Genomic DNA, 21,997 nt, shown 5'->3' on the forward strand with positions numbered 1-21,997 from the left:
ATTTTTTGTAAAAATGATTTTAAAAATCAATATTACAAATAGTAAAAGTATTATTGTTGCTTTTGGTGGGTTGTTTAAATAACTAGGTTTATTCTATATAATAATACAAAACATTTTTATTTTAGAATTGACTAACTACTTTAAGGAGTAAAGCAGTCGGTGCAATTATTAATCCTAAATAAAATATATATTTTCCGTGTTTTCTATCGTTTTCCGAATAATAATAAACTTTTTGTCCATTTGGTAGAGTTTTTTTAGAAGTCCAAAAAAAATAACCAATTATTAAACCCAAGAAGCCGCTTAAAAGAGAAAAAACGTATCCTCCAATAATCCAAGGCTTTTGGTTTCCTTCAGGTTTTGCTAATTGATTTATGCGTTCATTTTTTAAAGAATTCAATAAGTCTTTGTCTATTGACTTGCCCCTTTGAGTTAATATCTTTTGAGCTAAAGTATAGTTAAATGCATTCCATTCGTCAGATTTTAGCAAAACTTCATAAAGTTCTTCATTTGTAAATTCAAATAAATAATAATCTTTATCAATTTGGTCTATTAAAGTTTCTGCATTTTTTTCTAAAAGTTCATCAGCCTTTTTAAAGTCTGATTGCTTTATTAGTATTTCAATTTCGTTTTGTAGAGTGTTCCCCGAAAAAGTAACATCAACTGGAGGAACGTTGTCTGCAAGGATTGATTCGATTCCATTTTCTTTCAACAAATCTTTTAATTCATTAGCTTGTTCTAAAGTTGGAAATTTTCTAAATATCGAATAACTTACTCCCATTTATGGTTGTCTTTTAGATGTTTTATAACTAAAGTTGTTTTTGAAAATAGTTTTCTAATCCTGCAAAGCAAAAACCTTCTTCAATAAATCTGTAGTTCTTGATGATAGTTTGGTGCGGATTTCTTTTTCTTCAACAGCAATCATAGTGTAAACACCTTTTAAAGCTTCGCCAGTAACATAATCAGTTAAATCTGGGTTTACATTATTTGTAAAAGGGATATTGTTGTATTTATTAATCAAATTTTCCCAAATCTGGTCGGCACCAACTTTACTAAACGAGTTTTTTATAACAGGATTGAATTTATCGTATAAAGCGGTTTGTGTTTTACTAGTTAAATATTGTGTTGCGGCATCATTATTTCCTAATAAAATATTTTTTGCATCGGCAAACGTAATACCTTTAACGGCGTCAATAAAAATGGGTGTTGCTTCTTTTACAGCATCTTCAGCAGCTCTGTTAAGTACTTTTAAACCTTCATCGGCTAATTTACTTAAACCAATATCTCTAAGCGCTTTATCAACTTTTTGTAATTCTTCGGGTAATAAAATTTTAACCAATTCATTTTTATAAAAGCCGTCGGTTTGTGTTAGTTTCGTTACTTGTTTGTCTATTCCAAAGTCTAAAGCTTGTCGTAATCCAGAAGCAATTTCGGTATTTCCAATACCTCCACTTTGTGGTAATTGTTTTGCTATTTCTTGTAATTCTGCACATGCAGTTAAATTGAATATTAAGAAGACTGCTAAAAATTTACGAATCATAATTTATGTTTTATATATTTAACAAAGATATATTTTTACAAATGAAGTTATTTCAAATATTATGCTTAATATTTTGTGTTTCATTGTTTAATTGTGAAGCTAACAAAAAGAAAGAAGCAGAGAAATTAACCGAAAAACCAATGCAATACATTACGATTTTAGGCATTGCTCAAGATGCTGGATTTCCTCAAATTAATTGTAATAAAGTGTGCTGCGAAGCCTTTTATAAAGGTGAAGAATCAAAGAAATTAATTTCGTGTTTAGGTTTGGTAGATTTAGAACACAGCAAAAAATGGTTGTTTGATGCCACTCCAGATGTTGTAGCACAAACACAGTTGCTAAAAACGCATTTAGATAATAATAAAGTGATTGATGGTGTGTTTTTAACGCATGCACATATTGGGCATTACACAGGATTGATGTATTTTGGAAGAGAGGCTTTAGGCGGAAATAACATTCCAGTTTATACGATGCCTAAAATGAAAATGTATTTGCAAAATAACGGTCCGTGGAGTCAGTTAGTAAGCTTAAATAATATTGATTTGAAAACGCTCCGAAATGATTCGACAATCACATTAAATTTAAAATTAAAAGTAACACCCTTTTTAGTGCCGCATCGCGATGAATTTTCAGAAACGGTTGGTTATAAAATTGAAGGACAAAATAAATCAGCTTTATTTATTCCAGACATTAATAAATGGCAGTTATGGGAGAAAAGTATTATTGAGGAAGTTAAAAAAGTAGATTATGCCTTTTTAGATGCTACTTTTTTCAAGGAAGGTGAAATACTAAGACCTATGAGTGAAGTTCCACATCCGTTTATTCAAGAAACCATTAAGTTATTTGAAAAGGAATCAAATGCAACTAAAAACAAAATTCATTTTATACATTTTAATCATACTAATCCTACGTTAAAAGACAAGCACAAATTAAAAGATAGTATTCAAAACTTAGGATTTCATTTTGCTAACCAAGGTGCTATTTACAACTTGTAGTTAATAAGTATACTTTTAATGAAAGGCACCTTGAGAGAAAGATGCCTTTTAGTAAAACTCCAATTAATCCCTTAATTAGCGACTTAGGTTTTATCGTTATTTTCTTAAGACACTAAGAAAAAAATAAAGTCACATCTTAATTTTAAGTGTCAAAAAACGAAAATTTAAAGCTTTATATAATTTAATATAAATGGCCTAATTTTTTGAATATTCCGTAAATTTGCAACACAAAATTCAAGATTCTTTAAGAATGATACAAGTAACACCTTACAAGCCAAAGTATAAAGTTAGAATTGTAACCGCAGCATCACTTTTTGACGGACACGATGCATCCATTAATATTATGCGTCGAATTATTCAAGCAACTGGCGTAGAGGTAATTCACTTAGGTCACGATAGAAGTGTTGAAGAGGTTGTAAACACAGCTATTCAAGAAGATGCTAATGCTATTTGTTTAACCTCGTATCAAGGAGGTCATAACGAATATTTTAAGTATATGTTCGATTTGCTTAAAGAAAGAGGCGCAGAACATATTAAGATTTTTGGCGGCGGCGGCGGTGTTATTTTGCCATCTGAAATCAAGGATTTAATGGATTATGGGGTTACTCGTATTTATTCGCCAGATGATGGTCGCGAAATGGGCTTACAAGGCATGATTAACGATTTGGTTAAGGAATCTGATTTTGGAATAGGAGATACTTTAAATGTCGATATTAAAGATTTATCAAAGAAAAATCCAAAAGCAATTGCACGTGTCATTTCTTCAGCTGAAAATTTTCCAGAAGTAGCCAAAGCAACTTTAGACAAAATTCATAAAAAAAATAAAGATTCTAAAACTCCCGTTCTAGGAATTACAGGAACTGGTGGTGCAGGAAAATCGTCGCTAGTTGATGAATTAGTACGTCGTTTTTTAATCGATTTTCCAAAAAAAACAGTGGGTTTAGTATCTGTCGATCCCTCAAAAAGAAAAACTGGAGGTGCACTTTTAGGTGATCGTATTCGTATGAATGCGATTAATTCTCCACGAGTTTATATGCGAAGTTTAGCAACGCGTCAATCTAATTTAGCCTTATCTAGATATGTAAACGAAGCTGTTGAGGTTTTAAAAGCTGCTGAATACGATTTGATTATTTTGGAAACTTCTGGAATTGGACAATCGGATACCGAAATTATAGAACATTCAGATGTGTCATTGTATGTAATGACTCCAGAATTTGGTGCAGCAACACAGCTAGAAAAGATTGATATGCTTGATTTTGCTGATTTAGTAGCGATTAACAAATTTGATAAAAGAGGTTCTTTAGATGCGTTGCGTGATGTAAAAAAACAGTACATGCGTAATAATAATCTTTGGGATACACCACAAGATGAATTGCCTGTTTTTGGAACGATTGCGTCTCAATTTAACGACCCAGGAATGAATACGCTTTATAAAGCCATCATGGATAAGTTAGTTGAAAAAGCAGGTTCTGATTTAAAATCTACTTTTCATATTTCTGATGAAATGAGTGAGAAGATTTTTGTAATTCCGCCATCTAGAACACGTTATCTGTCTGAAATTGCTGAAAATAATAGAGCTTATGATAAAAAAGCAAATGAGCAGGTTGAAGTTGCTCAGAGACTATATGGGGTTTATAAAACAATCTGTTCAGTCGCTAATGTCACCTTGAGCACAGTCGAAAGGTCTTTCATTGGAAAATTAGGTTTAATTGAAGATGAGATTTTGAACCAAGTTCAGGATGACAGTTCTAAGCAATTTGTAGGTTTATTGATTAAAGAATTCGACAGAGTAAAACTAAATCTCGACCCATACAATTGGGAAATAATTACAGGTTGGGATGAAAAAGTAAACACATATAAAAACCCTATTTATTCTTTTAAAGTAAGAGATAAGGAAATAAAAATTGAAACACATACAGAATCGTTATCTCACACGCAAATTCCAAAAGTGGCGTTACCAAAATACCAAGCTTGGGGTGATATTTTAAGATGGTGTTTACAAGAAAATGTACCAGGAGAGTTTCCCTATGCATCAGGATTATATCCTTTTAAACGCACCGGAGAAGATCCAGCGCGTATGTTTGCTGGCGAAGGTGGTCCAGAACGTACTAATAGACGTTTTCATTATGTGAGTGCAGGGTTACCTGCTAAACGTTTATCGACTGCTTTTGATAGTGTAACACTTTACGGAAACGATCCAGATTTACGTCCAGATATTTATGGTAAAATCGGGAATGCTGGAGTTAGTATTTGCTGTTTAGACGATGCTAAAAAACTATATTCTGGTTTCGATTTAGCAAATGTAATGACATCGGTGAGTATGACCATTAATGGTCCTGCACCCATGTTGTTAGGCTTTTTTATGAATGCTGCAATCGACCAACAATGCGAGCTTTATATTAAAGAAAATGGTTTAGAAAAAGAAATAGAAGCTAAAATTGTAAAAATCTATAATGAAAAAGGAATTGAAAGGCCAACATATAATGGCGATTTACCCGAAGGTAATAATGGATTAGGATTAATGTTATTAGGAGTTACTGGAGATCAAGTATTGCAAGTAGATGTTTACGCAGATATTAAAAGGAACACGATTGCACAAGTTAGAGGAACCGTTCAAGCCGATATTTTAAAAGAAGACCAAGCTCAAAACACCTGTATTTTTTCAACTGAATTTGCTTTGCGTTTAATGGGCGACGTTCAGGAATATTTCATAGAAAATAATGTACGTAATTTCTATTCAGTTTCTATTTCCGGTTACCATATTGCAGAAGCTGGAGCAAACCCAATTACGCAATTAGCATTGACTTTATCTAATGGTTTTACTTACGTGGAGTATTATTTAAGCAGAGGAATGGACATCAATAAATTTGGTCCAAACTTATCGTTCTTTTTCTCTAACGGAATCGATCCAGAATATGCTGTTATTGGTCGTGTAGCGCGAAAAATTTGGGCTAAAGCCATGAAACATAAATATGGAGCCAATGCAAGAGCGCAAATGCTAAAATATCATATTCAAACATCTGGACGTAGCTTACATGCTCAAGAAATTGATTTTAACGATATTCGTACAACGCTTCAAGCCTTATATGCTATTTATGATAATTGCAATTCGTTACACACCAATGCTTACGACGAAGCCATTACAACACCAACTGAGGAATCTGTTCGTCGTGCCATGGCAATTCAGTTAATTATTAATAAAGAATTGGGGTTAGCTAAAAATGAAAACCCAATACAAGGTTCTTTTATTATTGAAGAATTAACCGATTTGGTTGAAGAAGCTGTTCTTTTAGAATTTGATAGAATTACCGAACGTGGGGGTGTTTTAGGAGCCATGGAAACCATGTATCAACGTTCTAAAATACAAGAGGAAAGTTTGTATTATGAAACTTTGAAACATAATGGGAAATTCCCAATTATTGGAGTAAATACGTTTTTAAGTTCTAAAGGATCTCCAACGGTTATTCCTAAAGAGGTTATTCGTGCAACTGAAGACGAAAAACAATTTCAAATAAAAACATTGGAAAATCTTCATAAGTCAAACGATACAAAAACCTTATTAAAAGATCTTCAGATAAAAGCTGTTAATAATGAAAACATCTTTGAAGCTTTAATGGATGTCTGTAAAGTGTGTTCTTTAGGTGAAATTACTTCAGCCTTATTTGAAGTAGGTGGGCAATATCGAAGAAATATGTAAGCAGGATTCCAGTTTAGTAGAGCAAAGCGATTACTAAATTGTGAATATCGCTTATGCTGAGAACAGTTGAAAAATATTTTAAAATTTCATTATAAATGCATCTTTTTTGTAAAAGTTTCGTCTTATAGATGTAACATTAAAAAAGAATAATTATGAAAAATAACGAATGTACTTGTACTTGCGATAGTTGTACAAATGGTCAATGTAAAAATTGTACTTGCGAATCTTGTAGCTGTAGTGGCTGCAATTGTTAGATCTTAATTTTTATGAGCGTTGGTAAATACTTCCAACGCTCATTTTATCTTATGAATACAAATCACATTTGGGAAACATATCATCAAGATGTTAAGCAATTTCTTCTATCAAGGATAAAAAACGAAGAGATTGTAAACGATGTGCTACAGGACACATTTATTAAAATACACACGAAACTCGATTCACTTCAAGACCACAAAAAGCTTAAATCATGGGTTTTTACTATTGCTAGAAATACCATGTTAGATTTTTTTAGAACGAATAAAATAAGTGCCGAATTTAAGGAGCATGATACTCAAATTGAAGAAGAGCCTTCCAATCATAACGAAAAAGATTGTCTTTACGGAATTATTAAAAGGCTTCCTAAAAAGTATCGAGACCCTTTATTTTTGGCAGACATTAAAGGAAAGAAACAAGCAGAAGTTGCAGAACAGTTAAAACTAGCCTTGCCAACTGCAAAATCGAGAATTCAACGTGCTAGAAAATTAATTGCACAAGGGTACATGGAATGCTGTGACTATAAAATGAATCAAAAAGGCCATTTAATTGGAGAAGTTAAGACTAAAGAAGATTGTAAAATTTGTAACTAATTTATAAGGTCATTATCCAATTACGTTGCAATTTTTTAAATTTTTTCAATTCTCTACGCAAAATTGGTAAAAAATCTCTCCCATTACTATTAGATTGTTCTAGGCGGTATGAGTTTTTATAAAGCATATTTGTAATACGCTTAAGTGAGGCAATATGTTTATGTTTTCTCTCTGAAAAACGCTCTAATTCTGCGTTTACAATTTCTGGAACTAAAGCCACAGATTGTTGAACAATATCACCTGAAAAATAAATATGAATATCTTCAGATCCATCGTCTTTTAAAACAGATAAATCTTGATTTAAGTAGGCAGATATATTTTGCGACAAGGCAAAAATATCTAATGCTTTTTTATAAATCGGTAATTCCGATAGGTTTTGTGGGGTATTAGATAACATGTTTATTTTTTCTTAAGCAATTTTATCAAAATTACTCACAAGAATTCATATTATTCTTTTGATTTTAAAGTAAATGTGTATATTTACTTTAAATATTAATGTTTTATAGTCTAATTTGTTTAAATGAGTATTGATAGCCTTAATAAGAAGATTTTGAAGTGTTTACAGCAAAATGCTAGACAATCTAATGCAGAAATTGGTAGGCAAGTAGGCATTAGTTCTCCAGCAGTTTCTGAGCGCATAAAGAAGATGGAAGATTTGGGTATTATTGAAGATTATAAAACCATGGTTTCTCCATTCGATTTGGGTTATCAGTTTAAAGCTATTATTACATTGCGTGCTTTTATGGGTAAACTAAAACCGTTTTTAGAAAAAGTAAAAACCTATGACGAAGTTATAAATTGTTACCGCATCACTGGCGACGAAAATATAGTTATGGAAGTGGTTTTAAAAAACCAAAAACATTTAGAGGTTTTTATAGATCAGCTTATTACTTATGGGGAAACTAAAACACAAATTGTTTTATCGCGAGTAGTAAAACAAAAAGAAGTTAAACCGGTTTAATAAGTTGTTTTTTTGTCCTCAAATTTTTTTTAGCGAAAACTACTTTATTCGCCAAGGTGGATTTTTTCTGTTTTTACCTGCTTTATATAAAATAATTGAGTTACCGTCCAAATCGTTTAAATGTGCTTCGCGCCATAACCACATTTTATCTTCAGGTTCACTTGTAAATATAATGTCTTTTGATTTTAATTGTTCTACTAATTCATCAAGGTAATCATCTTCAAAATAGATAGTAATGCCATGTCCTTTTTGTAATTCATCTACTTTATGAATTGAAAATGTTGAGTTTCCGTTAGGACATTCAAATCTTACATAACGTGGTAAGGCATTAACTATTAAAATTAACCCTAACTTTTTATAAAATTCCGTCGCTTTTTCAACGTCTAACGACGGAATTGTTATTTGGTTTAAATCCATAATATTTCTTTTTCTTCTTTTATTAATTGTTTTTTCTTTTTAGCATTTAAGTATTGTTTTAAAAAGAATAATAAAAACACACAAAGTGCAGCAAGACCAGTAATAATATACCATGTGTTATCAAATCCTAATTTATTTGTCATTTGTAATCCAGCATTATGCCCAAAAATATGAGCGATTGAAAAAGCGATAGAATATAATGCCATATACTCACCTTGATTTCCTTTTTTTGCTCTATCCATGGCAAAAGCATTAGAAAAAGGAAATGCTATCATTTCTCCAAAGGTCATTAAAAGCATACCAATTATTAAAACACCAACCCAAGATGTAAAGTTTAATATAATAAAACTTAGTCCAGTAAGGATAGCTCCAAAAAGCATTAACCCAGTTTTAGTAAACGTTGTATTTTCTAACCATTTTATTAGAGGCATTTCAAAAGCAAAAATTAAAAACCCGTTCATTCCTAAAAGAATACCAATCTCCAATTCTGTTAATTGATGAGCTTCTTTATAATAGATTGGCATTGTTGAAAAATATTGTAAAAACACAACACCAAACAGTACCATAGCTGCTAAAAATATTAAAAAAGCCTTGTCGTGGTATGCTGATTTTGGGTTTAGGACTTTTATATCATCTAATGTTTTTGTTGTTTTTGGATTCAATACATTTATTAATACAAATGTTGCTAAAATACATGTAATGCCATCTACCCAAAATAAACCACCATAGCTTAAAGTTGTAATTATTATTCCTCCAATAGCAGGGCCAGCTGAAAAACCAAGATTAATAGCTAGCCTAATTAAAGTTACAGAACGTGTTTTGTTTTCTGGTTTGCTATAAGCACTTAACGCCACAAACATGGCTGGACGAAACATATCTGCTACCAACATAACTAAAAGAATACCTACACAAAAAGAAACAAATGTTGTTAAAAATTGCAATGCAATAAACATTAAACCAGTAGTTAACAGGCTAAATACCATAACTTTGTAGTATCCAATTTTATCAGTTAATCGACCGCCTAACCAAGAACCAATTACAGACCCTAAACCAAAAGCACTCATAATCCAACCAACATCACTTAGGGTAAAGTTTAAACTTGTTGTTAAATAAAGCGATAAGAACGGAATGACCATAGTTCCAGCTCTATTAATTAATGTTATTAAAGCGAGCCACCAAACTTCTCTAGAAAGCCCGCTAAACGTGTTTAAGTAATTGTTAAATAATGTTTTCATTAGTTCTGATTGTTCAAGTTGTTGTTTCTACATGTTTTGATTTTAAATTTGAAGTCTAAAGTTGACTAAAAATAAAAAGTCCGACTGTGAAGTCGGACTTTTTAATATTGTAATATTTTATAATCATATCACCACAATATATAATAAGCCCAACACCTTGTCTTTAAACAAGAGGTCCATTGCTTTCTATAAATTGTGACGTTACTACGCATTTTTACTTTTTTGATGCTTCAAAGCTAAAAAAAATATTCTTAAGTTGTACTTTTGAAATGAATAAAATTTAAAAAATGAAAAATTTAGTTTTACTATTCTTAATAATTTCAGTAGCTGGTTGTGCACAAGAAAAGAGACCTATTTTGGGTGAAACCGAATTTCAAAAAGAATTAAATGCCGAATATAAAGATGCTACAACATCGCCTTTAAAAGATGAAGATAGAACCATTTTTCAGGGTTTAGATTTTTTTAAATTCGATTCTACTTATGTGGTTACTGCAAGTTTTAAAAGAACACCAAACGAAAAAGTTTTTAAAATGAAAACGACCACAGACAGAAAACCAGAATATGTTAAATATGGGGAATTGAATTTTAATTTAAAAGGAAAAGACTACACGTTAAACATTTATCAAAACCTAGGTTTAATTGAAAAAGATGGATATGAAGATTATTTGTTTCTACCTTTTTTAGATGAAACCAATGGGTTAGAAAGTTATGGTGGCGGACGCTATATTGATGCTAAAATACCCAAAGGAGATACGATGATAATAGATTTTAATAAAGCCTATAATCCGTATTGCGCTTATAACGATAAATATTCTTGCCCGATTGTACCAAGAAAAAATTATTTAAAAACTGGGATTGAAGCTGGAGTTAAAGCTTTTGAGAAGCATTGAGTTTTGTGAGGTTCGTTTACCGTGTTTGTATAAGATTAGTTGCGTGTTTTGTGTGCGAGGATTTTCCGCAGTAAAATCAGATGTAACAAAAGTGCACGGACTCTTAATAAAGCACTAAACTAAGCATTATTTTTATATGGCGTTTATTTCGATATTTTTTCGATATTTTCAATTAATTTATTGGTGACAGATATTGCAATTTTGAATTCATCAATAATTTGATTTGTAGTGTCGGTAAATTTAATCTTTGCTTTTTTTAAATGTGAGTATTTAATCGGCAAGTTTGATACTGAATTTCGCATAACCTTTACTCCATTAATAGCATTTTCCATTGCAGGTATTATTGGTCTTAAACTATCAGAAGTGTCATTAAGTTTTTTATAATTTTTAGTAATATGAAAACTCATTAATGTAGCTTTTTCATAAGCATAAATTCCACGTGCATAATGAAAGGAAAAGTCATCAATTTCTTTATTTAATTTTAAAGTAATAGAATTCATAAATTCAGCGTATTTTTTCACTGTTCTCAAAACACGTTTATCAAATTCAGTTAACCCTTGTTTTCCGTAATTATCAATTACATTATTGTTTTCGGTTGTTTTTTTTCCAAGAAGAGTTACCAATTCAACAATATTAGATGTTGCTTCTCTAAAAAATTTCGAGGACTCTGATTCTTCAACAATTTTTTGAAGCTCTAAATCTGTAATTGAGCCGTTTTCTATATCTGTTAGGAAATTATTAGGTTCGGCTCCTTCAATAATATTAGTAAGCTCATCAATTGATTTGACATCTAATTCTTTTTTTTTGGAAACTGAAATTTTCCACTGTGTTTTGGTTTTTTGAAGAGTTGTTTTTGTGATGTTTTCCCAGTATGTTTTATCATCATCAGGTAGATGTCCAACTAGAATTACAGGGACATTAAAATTGAGCCAATAATTATAATGTATTTTTGATACATAATGTGTTAAATGATTTTCACTAATATGGAAATTTCCTTCTCCTGTTTTAATTTGAGCTGCAATGAATTGACCAGTTGGATTTCCGTTTGTAGATTGCTCTATTAAGGCATCTATTCCGACATCAACAATTGGTTGCTCGCGAAAAATCCATTTTACTTCCTTCGTAAAAATGAATCCAGTCTTATAAATTCCTATTCTTTCGGTGTTACTATCTCTCATTTAGTTTAATGCCATATAATGTTGTTTTGCGGATATGAAATCGTTTTATGTTTTATATCCGACGGTAAATGAAGGTAACCGAAATTTTTTACAAAGTCAAATTTCACTTCACCAAAAAAAGTCCCAAAAAAACAGCTAAAAATCCAATAACAAAACTTGCAATGGTATAAATAGCAAAACTTGTAAAATCGCCCGATTTTAAAAATAGATGGTTTTCGTAAGCAAAGGTAGAAAAGGTTGTAAAGCCACCACAAAACCCAGTGGCTAGTAATAAGGTTTGATTTTGTGTTAGTGTATCGTTTTTTGCTGCCAACCCTAAAATAACACCAATAAGTAAACTGCCTATAATGTTTGCAGCAAATGTGCCGTAAGGTATTCCAGTTGTTGTAGAGTTCAAATATTTACCAATTACAAAGCGTAATACACTACCAAAACCACCACCAACAAAAACTAATAAAAGTTGTTTCATTTATAATATTATTCTTTTATTGGAATATAAATTTCGGTTATCCAATCTGCTGGATTTGGTTTACTCGTCGGGTCTGTTAAATACACTTCCAAAGCTGGTAAATTATGTACCTCTTCAAAATTATTCTCTTTTATATGTTTAGTGGCCGTTTCCCAAGCTTCTTTTAAATTGTTATAATCTCCATTTAGAGTAGTTTTTATAGCTTTAAATGGTTGTAATTGTCCGGTTAAAATATTGCTATCAGTTGTAATTATTTTTTCGGTAGTCGGTACACAATAAGAAAACATGACGGCATTATTTTCTTCATCCCATTTATGATAGGCTACAAAAGGAGACCCAGCCATATTTATATTGTTTTTCAAAGCATACTCAATAATCTTAGGCAGCATTTCTGTCATTTTATTTTCTAAATCACTTATTTTGCAAGAGGTTGTGTTATATAAATAATAACCCCCGCTATGATTAGTAAGTCCATTAACAGTAACGCTGTATTTTTTCATACTAGCAATAACAATACTATCTAATTTCTCAAGGCTTCGTTCGTAGTGCGGACCAATTTGTTTTTCCATGCCACCCATTAGAATAGAGAACATTTTAAAAACGAACGGTAAATTTTTTCCAGAAATACTCCATTTAGCTTCTGTTGAACCATCATCGTTGGGTATAAATTTCCAACTCACATCTGATGACGGAAATTCAGCAAATTGCATCTCTTGTTTTATTGAAGTGTTAGGTACTGTTTCAGTAATTTTCATCGTACCAACACCATCTTTATCTTCCCAAGAGTACGATCCGTTAACGCCTTTGGTTTGTTCAGATAATGTAATTTTCATATCAGGGTCTGCTTCAACCCAAGACGACCATGCTTCCCAGTTTTTAAGGTCGACAACATTATCGTAAATAATTGAAACGGGTGCTTTTATGGTTCGAGTTCTGGTAACTTCAAATTCATTGGGTTGTACAGCAATATAAATGGCTGAGCCAATAATGCCTATTAGCAATAAAAACAGGATGTATTTTAGAGTTTTCATGTGTTTATGATTAATGATTTTTAATAGTCACATGTAGCATCCATATAATCATTTTTACTAAATACTTACCATTTATTAATGGATGTTTCATCTTGAAAAAAATTAAAATAATAACGAAAATCAAATATAATCATTTTAATCTTTGATTAATAAATTATTACATTTGCTGCTCTAAAATTAAGTATTTAATAATTGAGTTTATTTATTTTGAGAAAATCATAAATTATTTAAACTTAATTAGCTTCATTTTATTGAATAACTAAAAATAAAAATAAATCAATGAAACTAAAAACAGTATTAAGTTTTGCTTTAGTAGCAAGCTTTTTGTTATCGTGCGGAAATGATAAATCTGAAAAAACTAGCGATAGCATGAAAAAGAAAGAATCAACAGCATTTAACCACAATGTTGAGCAATTTGCAGATATTAAAATATTGCGTTATCAAATTCCTGGGTGGGAGCAACTTACTTTAAAAGAGCAAAAATTGGTCTACTATTTAACGCAAGCAGGTTTGGCTGGAAGAGATATGATGTGGGATCAAAATTACCGACATAATCTTAAAATCAGAAAAGCATTAGAGCATGTTTATGCAAATTATAAGGGTGATAAAACAACTGATAATTGGAAAGCTTTTGAAACCTATTTAAAGCGTGTTTGGTTTAGTAATGGTATTCATCACCATTATTCAAACGCTAAATTAGAACCAGAATTTTCATCAGATTATTTAAAAGAATTATTAGCAGAAACTAACGCAATTTTAGAAGGCGAAGCTTTTGATGTAATTTTTAATGATGCAGATTCTAAAAAAGTAAATCAGGCAAAAGGCGTTGATAATGTGGCGCTTTCAGCTGTTAATTTTTACGGACCTAATGTAACTAATGCCGATGTAGAAAGTTTTTATAAAGCTATGATATCTCCAAATCCAGAAAAACCTTTATCCTATGGATTAAATTCTCAATTGGTAAAAGAAAATGGTGTTTTAAAAGAACGTATTTATAAATCTGGAGGTTTGTACGGCTCTGCAATCGATGAGATTGTTAAGTGGCTAGAATTGGCAAAAGGTGTTGCCGAAAACGAAGCTCAAGGTAATGCTCTTGGGTTGTTAATTGAGTATTATAAAACAGGTGATTTACAAACGTGGGATGATTATAATGTGGCATGGACAGCTGCAACTGATGGTAATGTAGACTATATTAATAGTTTTATTGAAGTATATAACGACCCTTTAGGATATAGAGGGTCTTATGAGAGTATCATTCAAATTAACGATTTTGATATGTCTCAAAAAATGAAAGTTTTATCGGATAACGCACAATGGTTTGAAGACAATTCACCTTTAATGGACGCTCATAAAAAGAAAAATGTGGTAGGTGTAACTTACAAAGTGGTTAATGTTGCAGGAGAAGCTGGTGATGCCTCACCAAGTACGCCAATTGGTGTAAACTTACCTAATGCCAACTGGATTCGTGCCGCTGTTGGTAGTAAATCGGTCTCCTTAGGTAACATTATTCATGCCTATAATAATGCAGGAAGCACAGGACGTTTAAAAGAATTTGTGCATGATGAAGAAGAATTAAAATTAGAAGAAGAACATGGACAATTAGCAGATAAACTGCACACGGCATTACATGAAGTTATTGGGCATGCATCAGGACAATTAAACCCTGGAGTTGGAGAAACTAAAGAAACTCTAAAAAATTATGCATCAACTCTTGAAGAGGGTCGTGCAGATTTAGTGGGGCTTTACTATTTGTACAATCCTAAATTACAAGAATTAGGATTGGTAAAAGATTGGAAATCAGTTGGTAAATCCGCTTACGATGGGTATATTAGAAATGGATTAATGACACAGTTAATTCGTTTAAACTTAGGCGATGATGTTGAAGAAGCACACATGCGTAATAGACAGTGGGTTTCGGCTTGGGCTTTTGAAAAAGGAAAAGCAGATAACGTTATTGAAAAAGTAACTCGCGATGGTAAAACTTATTTTAACATTAACGATTACAATAAATTACACGATTTATTTGGGCAATTGTTACGTGAAACACAACGTATAAAATCTGAAGGCGATTATGCTGCAGTTGAAGCTCTAGTTGAAGGCTACGGTGTAAAAGTAGATCAAGCAATTCATGCTGAGGTTCTAGAGCGAAACAAACAATTTACATCGGCACCATATAGTGGTTTTGTAAATCCTGTTTTAGTTGCAGAAAAAAATGAAGCTGGAGAAATTATAGCTATTAAAGTAACACAACCAGAGACATTTCCTGGTCAAATGTTAGAGTATAGTAAAAATTATAGTTTTTTACCTGAGGTTAATTAAACTCTTTTAAAAAAGTAAACAAAAAAACAGACCTTTTTTCAAGGGTCTGTTTTTTTGTTTACGCTAAACGCTAAAAGAATTAAATTAAAAATAATAAGGATGGCAATGATTAAAAGTATTTTCATGATTTAGGCTTCTCTAGTTATTATCTAGATGTAAAATTTAACATTTGGTTGCGTCAAATCTTACATTTATTTATATAACAGTTAAAAACCTTTTTTTCCTAGTTTTTATATTTTTTTAATACCTAAAAAAGTTATCATATAAAAGTTATTGCTTAATTATACGTTTATTAGTAATTTGATTTTTAGATTTAAGTCTTAAAATATAGATGCCTTTTGAAAGTGCTGAAATATCTAATGTTTTGCTTGGCGATTCAATTTTTGATATTATTTTTCCAGTAATATCTATTATTTCAGCATACTCTATTTTAGATTTAGATATTAAATTTATGAGATTTTTAGCAGGATTTGGAAATATTTTTAAGTCTAAGTCATTTGTTAATGAAGAGGCAGATAAAGTGCTTTTATCAACTTTAAACAACCAATAATCTGTGTCACCAACAGGAGCTTCGGTGTTGTCTCCAGATAATTCGTCTACACTACTAACCACTACAAAATTACCATCGCTGGTTTCAATTATTTGCTCAGGATATTCTGTTGAGTTTGTACCATAAGTTTTGTCAGCAACAAGGTTTCCAGTTGCATCTAATTCTATCAACCAAATATCATTACTATTGCTATTTTCGGTTTTGTCACCAGAGATGGGAGACAATGATTCTGCAGCAAATACATAGCCACCTCCTGTTTTTTCAAAACCATAAGGTGTGTAATCATCATCCGATCCACCAACAGTATTTTGCCATTGAATATCTCCAGTGCTATTCGTCTTTATAAACCATAAATCGAAACCACCATTTGTGTTTTCTGTTTTTTCGCCTCCTATATTAGAGTCTGTATCTCCAGCTAAAAGATAACCACCATCTGATGTTGCAATTAAGCATGAAAGCGCAGTAACCGAAGTAGATGTGCCTCCGTATGTTTTTTGCCAATTTATTGTATTAGTGTTACTTACTTTTACAACCCAGTAATCTTCATTATTACTTGTATTAACAGTTTTATCGCCAGAAATACCTGATTCTGCTATTACTCCTAGTATGTAACCACCATCAGGGGTTAATAAAACACTCCTAACTTCTTCATCGGCATCACCGCCTAAAGTCTTGTCCCATAAAAGGGTTCCTGTGCTGGTTATTTTTATAGTCCAAACGTCGGTAAAACCCCGCGAGCTTTCAGATTTATCGCCAGAAATATTTGAAGCAGAGTCTCCAGTAATAATCAAATCGTTAGTAGCTGTTTCTTTTAGATCAACACCATACTCATCATCAGCACCACCAAAAGTTTTATCCCAAATTTTTGTTCCAGAACTATTTATCCTAACAATCCAAAAATCGTAACCTCCTTTTGAGTTTTCAGATTTATCGCCAGAAATACCTGAGTTAGAATCACCCACAATTACAAAATCACCATTTGCAGCTTCAATAGCAGATACTGGATATTCGTTACCGCTACCACCAAAGGTTTTATCCCATTCTACAACTCCAAGACTGTTGGTTTTTACAATCCAATAATCGCTTCCTCCTCTTGAGCTTTCAGATTTATCACCAGAAATTCCTGATTCGGATACACCAATAATTAAAAATCCACCATCAGAGGTGTAAATAACATTTTCAACATCATCAAATGTATTTCCTCCAATTGTATTTTGCCATATAATTTGAGAGTTTAAGTTAAAAGATGTAAAGATTGTAAATACGAAAAAGAGTAGTAGTTGTTTCATATAGAGTGTTTTAAATGGTTGGTTAATAATATAGCTATTGTTACTAAAAGAGAATAACAATTTAGAAATTTCATTTACTTGTTACATGATAAAATAGATGAAAGGCTAATAAATTCGAACAAAACCCCTATTTTAAAAGAAACTTAATAGCAACAATAAATAGAATAAATGAAATAAAAGCAAGCAACATCCAAGAACTACCTTTATAAAAACGTTTGTGTAGTTTTAAATCTTTTCGGTAAGTAAAACCAATAATGATAGCAAAGACAATAAAAAATAAAACTCCGAAAATGATTTGACCTTTACTAAACATATAGTTATTTTTATGCAAATTTAATGAAAACACTAAAGATTTCCTTCTTCAAGGAAATGAAAAAATAGTTTATTTATGAAAAATAAAATTGAAGCCGTAAAAGCATTTCATACTGCATTTAAAATAGGACACAGAGAAACGCCTAAAGCAGATTTAGGATTAGCTAAAAATATGTTGCGTTATAAGCTCATGCGAGAAGAAAATGAAGAGTATTTAGATGCGGCAAATAATAATGATTTAGTTGAAGTTGCAGATGCGCTGGGAGATATGCTTTATATTTTATGTGGAACGATTATAGAACACGGTATGCAATATAAAATAGAAGAAGTGTTTAACGAAATTCAAAGAAGTAATATGAGTAAACTAGGTGAAGATGGACAACCTATTTATCGTGAAGATGGTAAAGTGCTTAAGGGGCCAAATTATTTTAAGCCTAATATTGAAGCTATATTAGATAAATAGATATTATACCCTTTCGTCATTCTGAATTTACTTGTTCTAAACTTGTTTCAGTATTTCAGAACCTCAGAAAAAACATGATTAAAAAAAGAGAAGTATTTTTAACTTCTCTTTTTTTAATTCGTTTGAGTATCGCCTTCCCTTTGGGAAGGAATAGGGAAGGGCTTTTTAAACATTATACCTCCATCCAAAAGGATCTTCAACTTTGTTAGTTTGTATATCGGTAATGCGCTTTTTTAAAGAACTCGCATACGTATTTTCTAATTCTGGTAAATCAAAATCTTCATCTTTATAACCAAATCCAGCTATTGGAGAAATTACCGCAGCAGTACCAGCTCCAAACATTTCTTTTAACGAACCATTCTTTGCAGCTTCTACAACCTCGCTAACTGAGATTTTTCTAACTTCTACATTAATACCTTCAGTTTTTGCTAACTCAATAATACTTTTACGAGTAATACCATCTAAAATTCTATCGCTGGTTGGACCCGTAATAAGTGTGTTATTTATACGAACAAAAATATTCATCGCACCAGCTTCTTCAATATATTCATGTGTATTGTCATCTGTCCAAATAACTTGTTGGTAGCCTTTTTCAATGGCTAATTGTGTTGGATAAAACTGTCCTGCATAATTTCCACCTGCTTTAGCAAAACCAACACCACCGTTTGCAGAACGCGAATATTTTTCTTCAATTAAAACTTTTACTTTTCCAGCAAAATAAGCACCTGAAGGGGCGGTACAAATTATAAATTTATATTCGTCTGCTGGTGATGCATGAAACCCTTTGCCAGTAGCAAAAACGAAAGGTCTTATGTATAATGAGCTGCCATCTTTTTTAGGAATCCAATCGCTATCAACTTTCAAAAGCGCTTTTAAGCCTTCCATAAAATAAGCTTCTGGCAATTCAGGAATTGCAAGACGTTTTGATGAAATATTTAAGCGTTTAAAATTATCTAAAGGACGAAATAATAGTACATTATCATCTTCATCTTTGTAAGCTTTCATACCTTCAAAAACAGATTGTCCGTAATGAAAAATCTTAGCAGAAGGGTCTAAAGTAATAGGCGCATAAGGCACCACTTTTGGCGCTTGCCATTTACCATCTTTATAATCACATTCTAACATGTGATCAGAAAATGTTTTTCCAAAACTTAAATGGTCAAAATCTACATCATTAATTTTTGTAGTTTTTGTTTTTATAACCTCTATATCATTGATTAAAGCATTCATAATTTGAGTTGTTTTATGGTACAAATTTAAGTAAAAACGTGATTAAAAAATGATATATTTGTAACAAATCGCTTAAAATTGAAAATTATATACTATGAAATCAATTACCTTAATAATTGTCTGTGTATTCATGTTAAATTCTTGCAAAAACAAAGATGAAAAGCAGCAAGAAACTCCAGTTGAAGTAGCAAAAACGGAGTACACCTCTTTTGGAAATACTATAATTTCTGATGATGCTATTGAAGCTGCATCTATGGCATCGCACTATAAAACTATGAATGTTGGTGATAGTATCAATTCTAAAATAGTGGCAACCGTTAATAAGGTTTGTCAAGCAAAAGGCTGTTGGATGACTTTAGATTTAGGAGATAAAGAAGAAGTAATGGTGAAGTTTAAAGATTATGCCATTTTTATGCCTAAAGATATTGAAGGAAAAGAAGTTATTATAAACGGTAAAGCTTATGTAAAAGAGGTTTCGATAGACGAACAACGTCATTATGCAGAAGACGAAGGGAAATCAGCCGAAGAAATAGCAAGCATTACCGAACCGAAAAAAACGTACTCGTTTGAAGCCGACGGCGTATTATTAAAACAATAGTTTGCAACGCGAAATTGTAATAACAGCAGATGGTTCATCAACCATTCATTTGCCAGAATGGGGTGAGCAATACCATTCTAAGCACGGTGCAATACAAGAAGCCTATCATGTGTTTATTAAACATGGGTTGCATCATTATTGTGATTCTGAACAAATCGAAGAACCTCATATTCTTAATTCAAAAACAGATATTTTAGAAATTGGTTTCGGCACAGGTTTAAATGCTTTTATTACTTTATTAGAAGCTGAAAAATTAAAGATTGATGTTGACTATTTTGGAGCTGAAGCGTATCCAGTTTTAATGGATGAAATCAAACAATTAAATTATTCAAAAGAACTAAAAGCCGAAAATGAAGTGTCTCATTTTAATAAATTACACGAAGTTTCTTGGGAAGCATCTCATAAAGTCACATCTCATTTTTCATTAACAAAGCAAAACCGATTCTTTTCAGAAATAAAAGAAAAAGATTGTTATAACATTATTTATTTTGATGCTTTTGGTGCGCGTGTTCAACCAGAATTGTGGACAGAAAAAATATTCCAAAATATGTTTGATGCTCTTAAAACTAACGGTGTTTTAGTCACCTATTCTGCAAAAGGCAGTGTTAGGCGCGCTATGGAAACTGTTGGATTTAAAGTTGAACGTTTACCTGGGCCACCTGGAAAACGTGAAATGTTACGCGCTTGTAAAGAAGCGTAACATTCAATGGCTTCAAAAAATAAAGTAGAATTTTATAATTTACAATAACAAGTAAGTTTAACGTCATATTGAACTTGTTTCAGCATCTCATCATGTTTTAAATTATTAAAATGAAAACTGATGTCACCTTGAGCACAGTAGAAAGGTCTTTAAAAAGTGAATTTATAATTAGGTTTCAACTATAGTTTATCTTGAGTACACAGTTGAAGGGTCCAACCTTACAATGGGTTAAAAGTTAAAACCCCGTTAAATCTGTTAAACCAAATATAAATGTATAGTTATTGAAGCTTACATTTTGTAACTTTATGTAAAAAGGAATTATGCGCGTTTTAATAACAGGAGCTACAGGATTAATAGGGCAGGAGATTGTTAAGCTTTGCCATGAAAAAGGCATTGCTGTAAATTACTTAACTACAAGTAAATCTAAAATTAAGAAGGCTGAAAATTACCAAGGTTTTTATTGGAACCCTAAAACACAAGATATTGACGCAAGCTGTTTTGGTGCAGTTGATGCTATAATTCATTTAGCGGGCGCTACCGTTTCAAAACGATGGACACCAGCTTATAAAGAAGAAATTATTTCTAGTAGAATTAATGGCACACGGTTATTAATTAATACTTTAAAAGGCGAACCACACTCTATAAAACAAGTGGTTTCAGCAAGTGCTATTGGTGTTTATCCAGATTCTTTAATTCATTATTACGATGAAACTTTTAATGATTTTGATGATTCATTTTTAAGTGATGTCGTACAAAAATGGGAGCATGCCGTTGATGGCTTTTCGCAAGTTTGCATTACCGTTTCTAAAGTTAGAATTGGTTTAGTGTTATCAAATAAAGGTGGTGCTTTACAAGAAATGGTAAAACCGATAAAATTTGGTTTGGGTGCTGCTTTTGGTAGTGGAAAACAATGGCAATCGTGGGTACATATTAACGATTTAGCACGTATATTTTTATACGTTTTAGAAAATAAACTAAGTGGTATTTATAATGGTGTTGCGACAAACCCAGTTACCAATTTAGAATTAACAAAAACCATTGCTAAAGCATTGGGTAAGCCTTTGTTTTTACCAAATATTCCTAAGTTTTTTATGAAACTTGCTTTAGGTGATATGCATACTTTATTATTTGATAGCCAGCGTGTTAGCTCTAAAAAAATTGAAGATAAAGGCTTTCAATATGAAGCACATCATTTACAGTCTGCTTTAGAGGATTTGTTGGGATAGAAATAATTTTTTAGAGTGTTTCGTTTAACGGTTAGTGTATAAAATGTATTTTACA

The 21,997-nt window shown here is 31.7% G+C and carries 20 protein-coding genes; 10 read left to right on the forward strand and 10 right to left on the reverse strand.

The genetic code is table 11. From position 1 onward, the window contains the following. Positions 1-121: 121 nt before the first annotated feature. Complete coding sequence (locus RG22_RS13615) at positions 122-778, reverse strand: putative signal transducing protein (RefSeq protein ID WP_034044232.1); 657 nt, start codon at positions 776-778, stop codon at positions 122-124. A gap of 54 nt (positions 779-832) precedes the next feature. Next, entirely contained in the window at positions 833-1,537 is a 705-nt protein-coding gene (locus RG22_RS13620) for a DUF4197 domain-containing protein (protein WP_034044235.1), read from the reverse strand. A 41-nt stretch (positions 1,538-1,578) separates the two neighbouring features. On the opposite strand from RG22_RS13620, the gene RG22_RS13625 reads away from it, so the two are divergent. The 3 genes from RG22_RS13625 to sigZ all read left to right on the forward strand — a co-directional run bounded on the left by RG22_RS13625 (position 1,579) and on the right by sigZ (position 7,074). Further along, positions 1,579-2,532, forward strand: coding sequence for an MBL fold metallo-hydrolase (locus tag RG22_RS13625; RefSeq protein WP_034046116.1), 954 nt, complete (start codon positions 1,579-1,581; stop codon positions 2,530-2,532). A 250-nt stretch (positions 2,533-2,782) separates the two neighbouring features. Then, positions 2,783-6,229, forward strand: coding sequence for a methylmalonyl-CoA mutase family protein (locus tag RG22_RS13630; RefSeq protein ID WP_034044238.1), 3,447 nt, complete (start codon positions 2,783-2,785; stop codon positions 6,227-6,229). 305 nt (positions 6,230-6,534) lie between these two features. After that, entirely contained in the window at positions 6,535-7,074 is a 540-nt protein-coding gene (gene sigZ, locus RG22_RS13635) for an RNA polymerase sigma factor SigZ (RefSeq protein WP_034044241.1), read from the forward strand. Position 7,075: 1 nt separating this feature from the next. On the opposite strand, the gene RG22_RS13640 is transcribed toward sigZ, so the two are convergent. Further along, complete coding sequence (locus tag RG22_RS13640) at positions 7,076-7,471, reverse strand: hypothetical protein (RefSeq protein ID WP_034044243.1); 396 nt, start codon at positions 7,469-7,471, stop codon at positions 7,076-7,078. Between the two features lie 123 nt (positions 7,472-7,594). Here RG22_RS13640 and RG22_RS13645 point away from each other — a divergent pair, with 123 nt between their 5' ends. Continuing rightward, positions 7,595-8,035, forward strand: coding sequence for an Lrp/AsnC family transcriptional regulator (locus RG22_RS13645; RefSeq protein ID WP_034044245.1), 441 nt, complete (start codon positions 7,595-7,597; stop codon positions 8,033-8,035). 39 nt (positions 8,036-8,074) lie between these two features. On the opposite strand, the gene RG22_RS13650 is transcribed toward RG22_RS13645, so the two are convergent. Further along, positions 8,075-8,452, reverse strand: a complete 378-nt coding sequence (locus RG22_RS13650; RefSeq protein ID WP_034044247.1) for a VOC family protein — start codon at positions 8,450-8,452, stop codon at positions 8,075-8,077. Then, entirely contained in the window at positions 8,443-9,687 is a 1,245-nt protein-coding gene (locus RG22_RS13655; RefSeq protein WP_034044248.1) for an MDR family MFS transporter, read from the reverse strand. Before RG22_RS13655 ends, RG22_RS13650 begins: the two co-directional genes overlap by 10 nt. A 287-nt stretch (positions 9,688-9,974) precedes the next feature. Between RG22_RS13655 and RG22_RS13660 the strand changes: the two genes are divergently transcribed. Next, the gene (locus tag RG22_RS13660) at positions 9,975-10,577 is read left to right on the forward strand and encodes a DUF1684 domain-containing protein (protein WP_034044250.1); all 603 of its coding nucleotides are present in this window, start codon (positions 9,975-9,977) and stop codon (positions 10,575-10,577) included. Positions 10,578-10,720: 143 nt separating this feature from the next. On the opposite strand, the gene RG22_RS17350 is transcribed toward RG22_RS13660, so the two are convergent. The 3 genes from RG22_RS17350 to RG22_RS13675 form a co-directional block, all read right to left on the reverse strand. Then, complete coding sequence (locus RG22_RS17350; protein WP_052143749.1) at positions 10,721-11,755, reverse strand: DUF4365 domain-containing protein; 1,035 nt, start codon at positions 11,753-11,755, stop codon at positions 10,721-10,723. 103 nt (positions 11,756-11,858) lie between these two features. Next, positions 11,859-12,224 (reverse strand): fluoride efflux transporter CrcB, encoded by a 366-nt coding sequence (gene crcB, locus RG22_RS13670; RefSeq protein WP_034044252.1) that lies wholly within the window; start codon positions 12,222-12,224, stop codon positions 11,859-11,861. Positions 12,225-12,232: 8 nt separating this feature from the next. After that, entirely contained in the window at positions 12,233-13,255 is a 1,023-nt protein-coding gene (locus RG22_RS13675) for an SRPBCC family protein (RefSeq protein ID WP_034044254.1), read from the reverse strand. A gap of 279 nt (positions 13,256-13,534) precedes the next feature. Here RG22_RS13675 and RG22_RS13680 point away from each other — a divergent pair, with 279 nt between their 5' ends. Further along, positions 13,535-15,574, forward strand: a complete 2,040-nt coding sequence (locus tag RG22_RS13680) for a dipeptidyl-peptidase 3 family protein (RefSeq protein WP_034044256.1) — start codon at positions 13,535-13,537, stop codon at positions 15,572-15,574. 270 nt (positions 15,575-15,844) lie between these two features. Here RG22_RS13680 and RG22_RS13685 read toward each other — a convergent pair whose 3' ends face one another. Beyond that, positions 15,845-17,413 (reverse strand): T9SS type A sorting domain-containing protein, encoded by a 1,569-nt coding sequence (locus tag RG22_RS13685; RefSeq protein ID WP_034044259.1) that lies wholly within the window; start codon positions 17,411-17,413, stop codon positions 15,845-15,847. Positions 17,414-17,801: 388 nt separating this feature from the next. Between RG22_RS13685 and RG22_RS13695 the strand changes: the two genes are divergently transcribed. Then, on the forward strand, positions 17,802-18,188 hold the full coding sequence (locus RG22_RS13695) for a pyrophosphohydrolase domain-containing protein (RefSeq protein ID WP_034044265.1): 387 nt from the start codon (positions 17,802-17,804) through the stop codon (positions 18,186-18,188). Positions 18,189-18,353: 165 nt separating this feature from the next. On the opposite strand, the gene RG22_RS13700 is transcribed toward RG22_RS13695, so the two are convergent. Then, entirely contained in the window at positions 18,354-19,418 is a 1,065-nt protein-coding gene (locus RG22_RS13700; protein ID WP_034044268.1) for a branched-chain amino acid aminotransferase, read from the reverse strand. Between the two features lie 94 nt (positions 19,419-19,512). Here RG22_RS13700 and RG22_RS13705 point away from each other — a divergent pair, with 94 nt between their 5' ends. The 3 genes from RG22_RS13705 (at position 19,513) to RG22_RS13715 (ending at position 21,942) form a co-directional block, all read left to right on the forward strand. Continuing rightward, positions 19,513-20,016, forward strand: a complete 504-nt coding sequence (locus tag RG22_RS13705) for a DUF4920 domain-containing protein (RefSeq protein ID WP_034044271.1) — start codon at positions 19,513-19,515, stop codon at positions 20,014-20,016. 1 nt (position 20,017) lies between these two features. After that, positions 20,018-20,716: a tRNA (5-methylaminomethyl-2-thiouridine)(34)-methyltransferase MnmC2 gene (gene mnmC2 / locus RG22_RS13710; protein WP_034044273.1), complete on the forward strand. Its 699-nt coding sequence runs from the start codon at positions 20,018-20,020 to the stop codon at positions 20,714-20,716. Positions 20,717-21,036: 320 nt separating this feature from the next. Beyond that, positions 21,037-21,942 carry a TIGR01777 family oxidoreductase gene (locus RG22_RS13715; protein ID WP_034044275.1) on the forward strand — a complete coding sequence of 302 codons (906 nt, stop codon included), beginning with the start codon at positions 21,037-21,039 and terminating at the stop codon, positions 21,940-21,942. Positions 21,943-21,997: the final 55 nt, after the last annotated feature.

The sequence above is a fragment of the Wocania ichthyoenteri Th78 genome (assembly GCF_000789235.1).
Lineage (GTDB): Bacteria > Bacteroidota > Bacteroidia > Flavobacteriales > Flavobacteriaceae > Wocania_A > Wocania_A ichthyoenteri.

Bases quoted from the DNA above. Each gene is read 5' to 3' on its own strand.
- RG22_RS13680 (WP_034044256.1), top strand. From the start codon at position 13,535: ATGAAACTAAAAACAGTATTAAGTTTTGCTTTAGTAGCAAGCTTTTTG.
- RG22_RS13615 (WP_034044232.1), bottom strand. From the start codon at position 778: ATGGGAGTAAGTTATTCGATATTTAGAAAATTTCCAACTTTAGAACAA.
- crcB (WP_034044252.1), bottom strand. From the start codon at position 12,224: ATGAAACAACTTTTATTAGTTTTTGTTGGTGGTGGTTTTGGTAGTGTA.
- RG22_RS13700 (WP_034044268.1), bottom strand. From the start codon at position 19,418: ATGAATGCTTTAATCAATGATATAGAGGTTATAAAAACAAAAACTACA.
- RG22_RS13695 (WP_034044265.1), top strand. From the start codon at position 17,802: ATGAAAAATAAAATTGAAGCCGTAAAAGCATTTCATACTGCATTTAAA.
- RG22_RS13620 (WP_034044235.1), bottom strand. From the start codon at position 1,537: ATGATTCGTAAATTTTTAGCAGTCTTCTTAATATTCAATTTAACTGCA.
- RG22_RS13630 (WP_034044238.1), top strand. From the start codon at position 2,783: ATGATACAAGTAACACCTTACAAGCCAAAGTATAAAGTTAGAATTGTA.
- RG22_RS17350 (WP_052143749.1), bottom strand. From the start codon at position 11,755: ATGAGAGATAGTAACACCGAAAGAATAGGAATTTATAAGACTGGATTC.
- RG22_RS13640 (WP_034044243.1), bottom strand. From the start codon at position 7,471: ATGTTATCTAATACCCCACAAAACCTATCGGAATTACCGATTTATAAA.
- RG22_RS13660 (WP_034044250.1), top strand. From the start codon at position 9,975: ATGAAAAATTTAGTTTTACTATTCTTAATAATTTCAGTAGCTGGTTGT.
- RG22_RS13705 (WP_034044271.1), top strand. From the start codon at position 19,513: ATGAAATCAATTACCTTAATAATTGTCTGTGTATTCATGTTAAATTCT.
- RG22_RS13685 (WP_034044259.1), bottom strand. From the start codon at position 17,413: ATGAAACAACTACTACTCTTTTTCGTATTTACAATCTTTACATCTTTT.
- sigZ (WP_034044241.1), top strand. From the start codon at position 6,535: ATGAATACAAATCACATTTGGGAAACATATCATCAAGATGTTAAGCAA.
- RG22_RS13655 (WP_034044248.1), bottom strand. From the start codon at position 9,687: ATGAAAACATTATTTAACAATTACTTAAACACGTTTAGCGGGCTTTCT.
- RG22_RS13650 (WP_034044247.1), bottom strand. From the start codon at position 8,452: ATGGATTTAAACCAAATAACAATTCCGTCGTTAGACGTTGAAAAAGCG.
- RG22_RS13675 (WP_034044254.1), bottom strand. From the start codon at position 13,255: ATGAAAACTCTAAAATACATCCTGTTTTTATTGCTAATAGGCATTATT.
- RG22_RS13715 (WP_034044275.1), top strand. From the start codon at position 21,037: ATGCGCGTTTTAATAACAGGAGCTACAGGATTAATAGGGCAGGAGATT.
- RG22_RS13625 (WP_034046116.1), top strand. From the start codon at position 1,579: ATGAAGTTATTTCAAATATTATGCTTAATATTTTGTGTTTCATTGTTT.
- RG22_RS13645 (WP_034044245.1), top strand. From the start codon at position 7,595: ATGAGTATTGATAGCCTTAATAAGAAGATTTTGAAGTGTTTACAGCAA.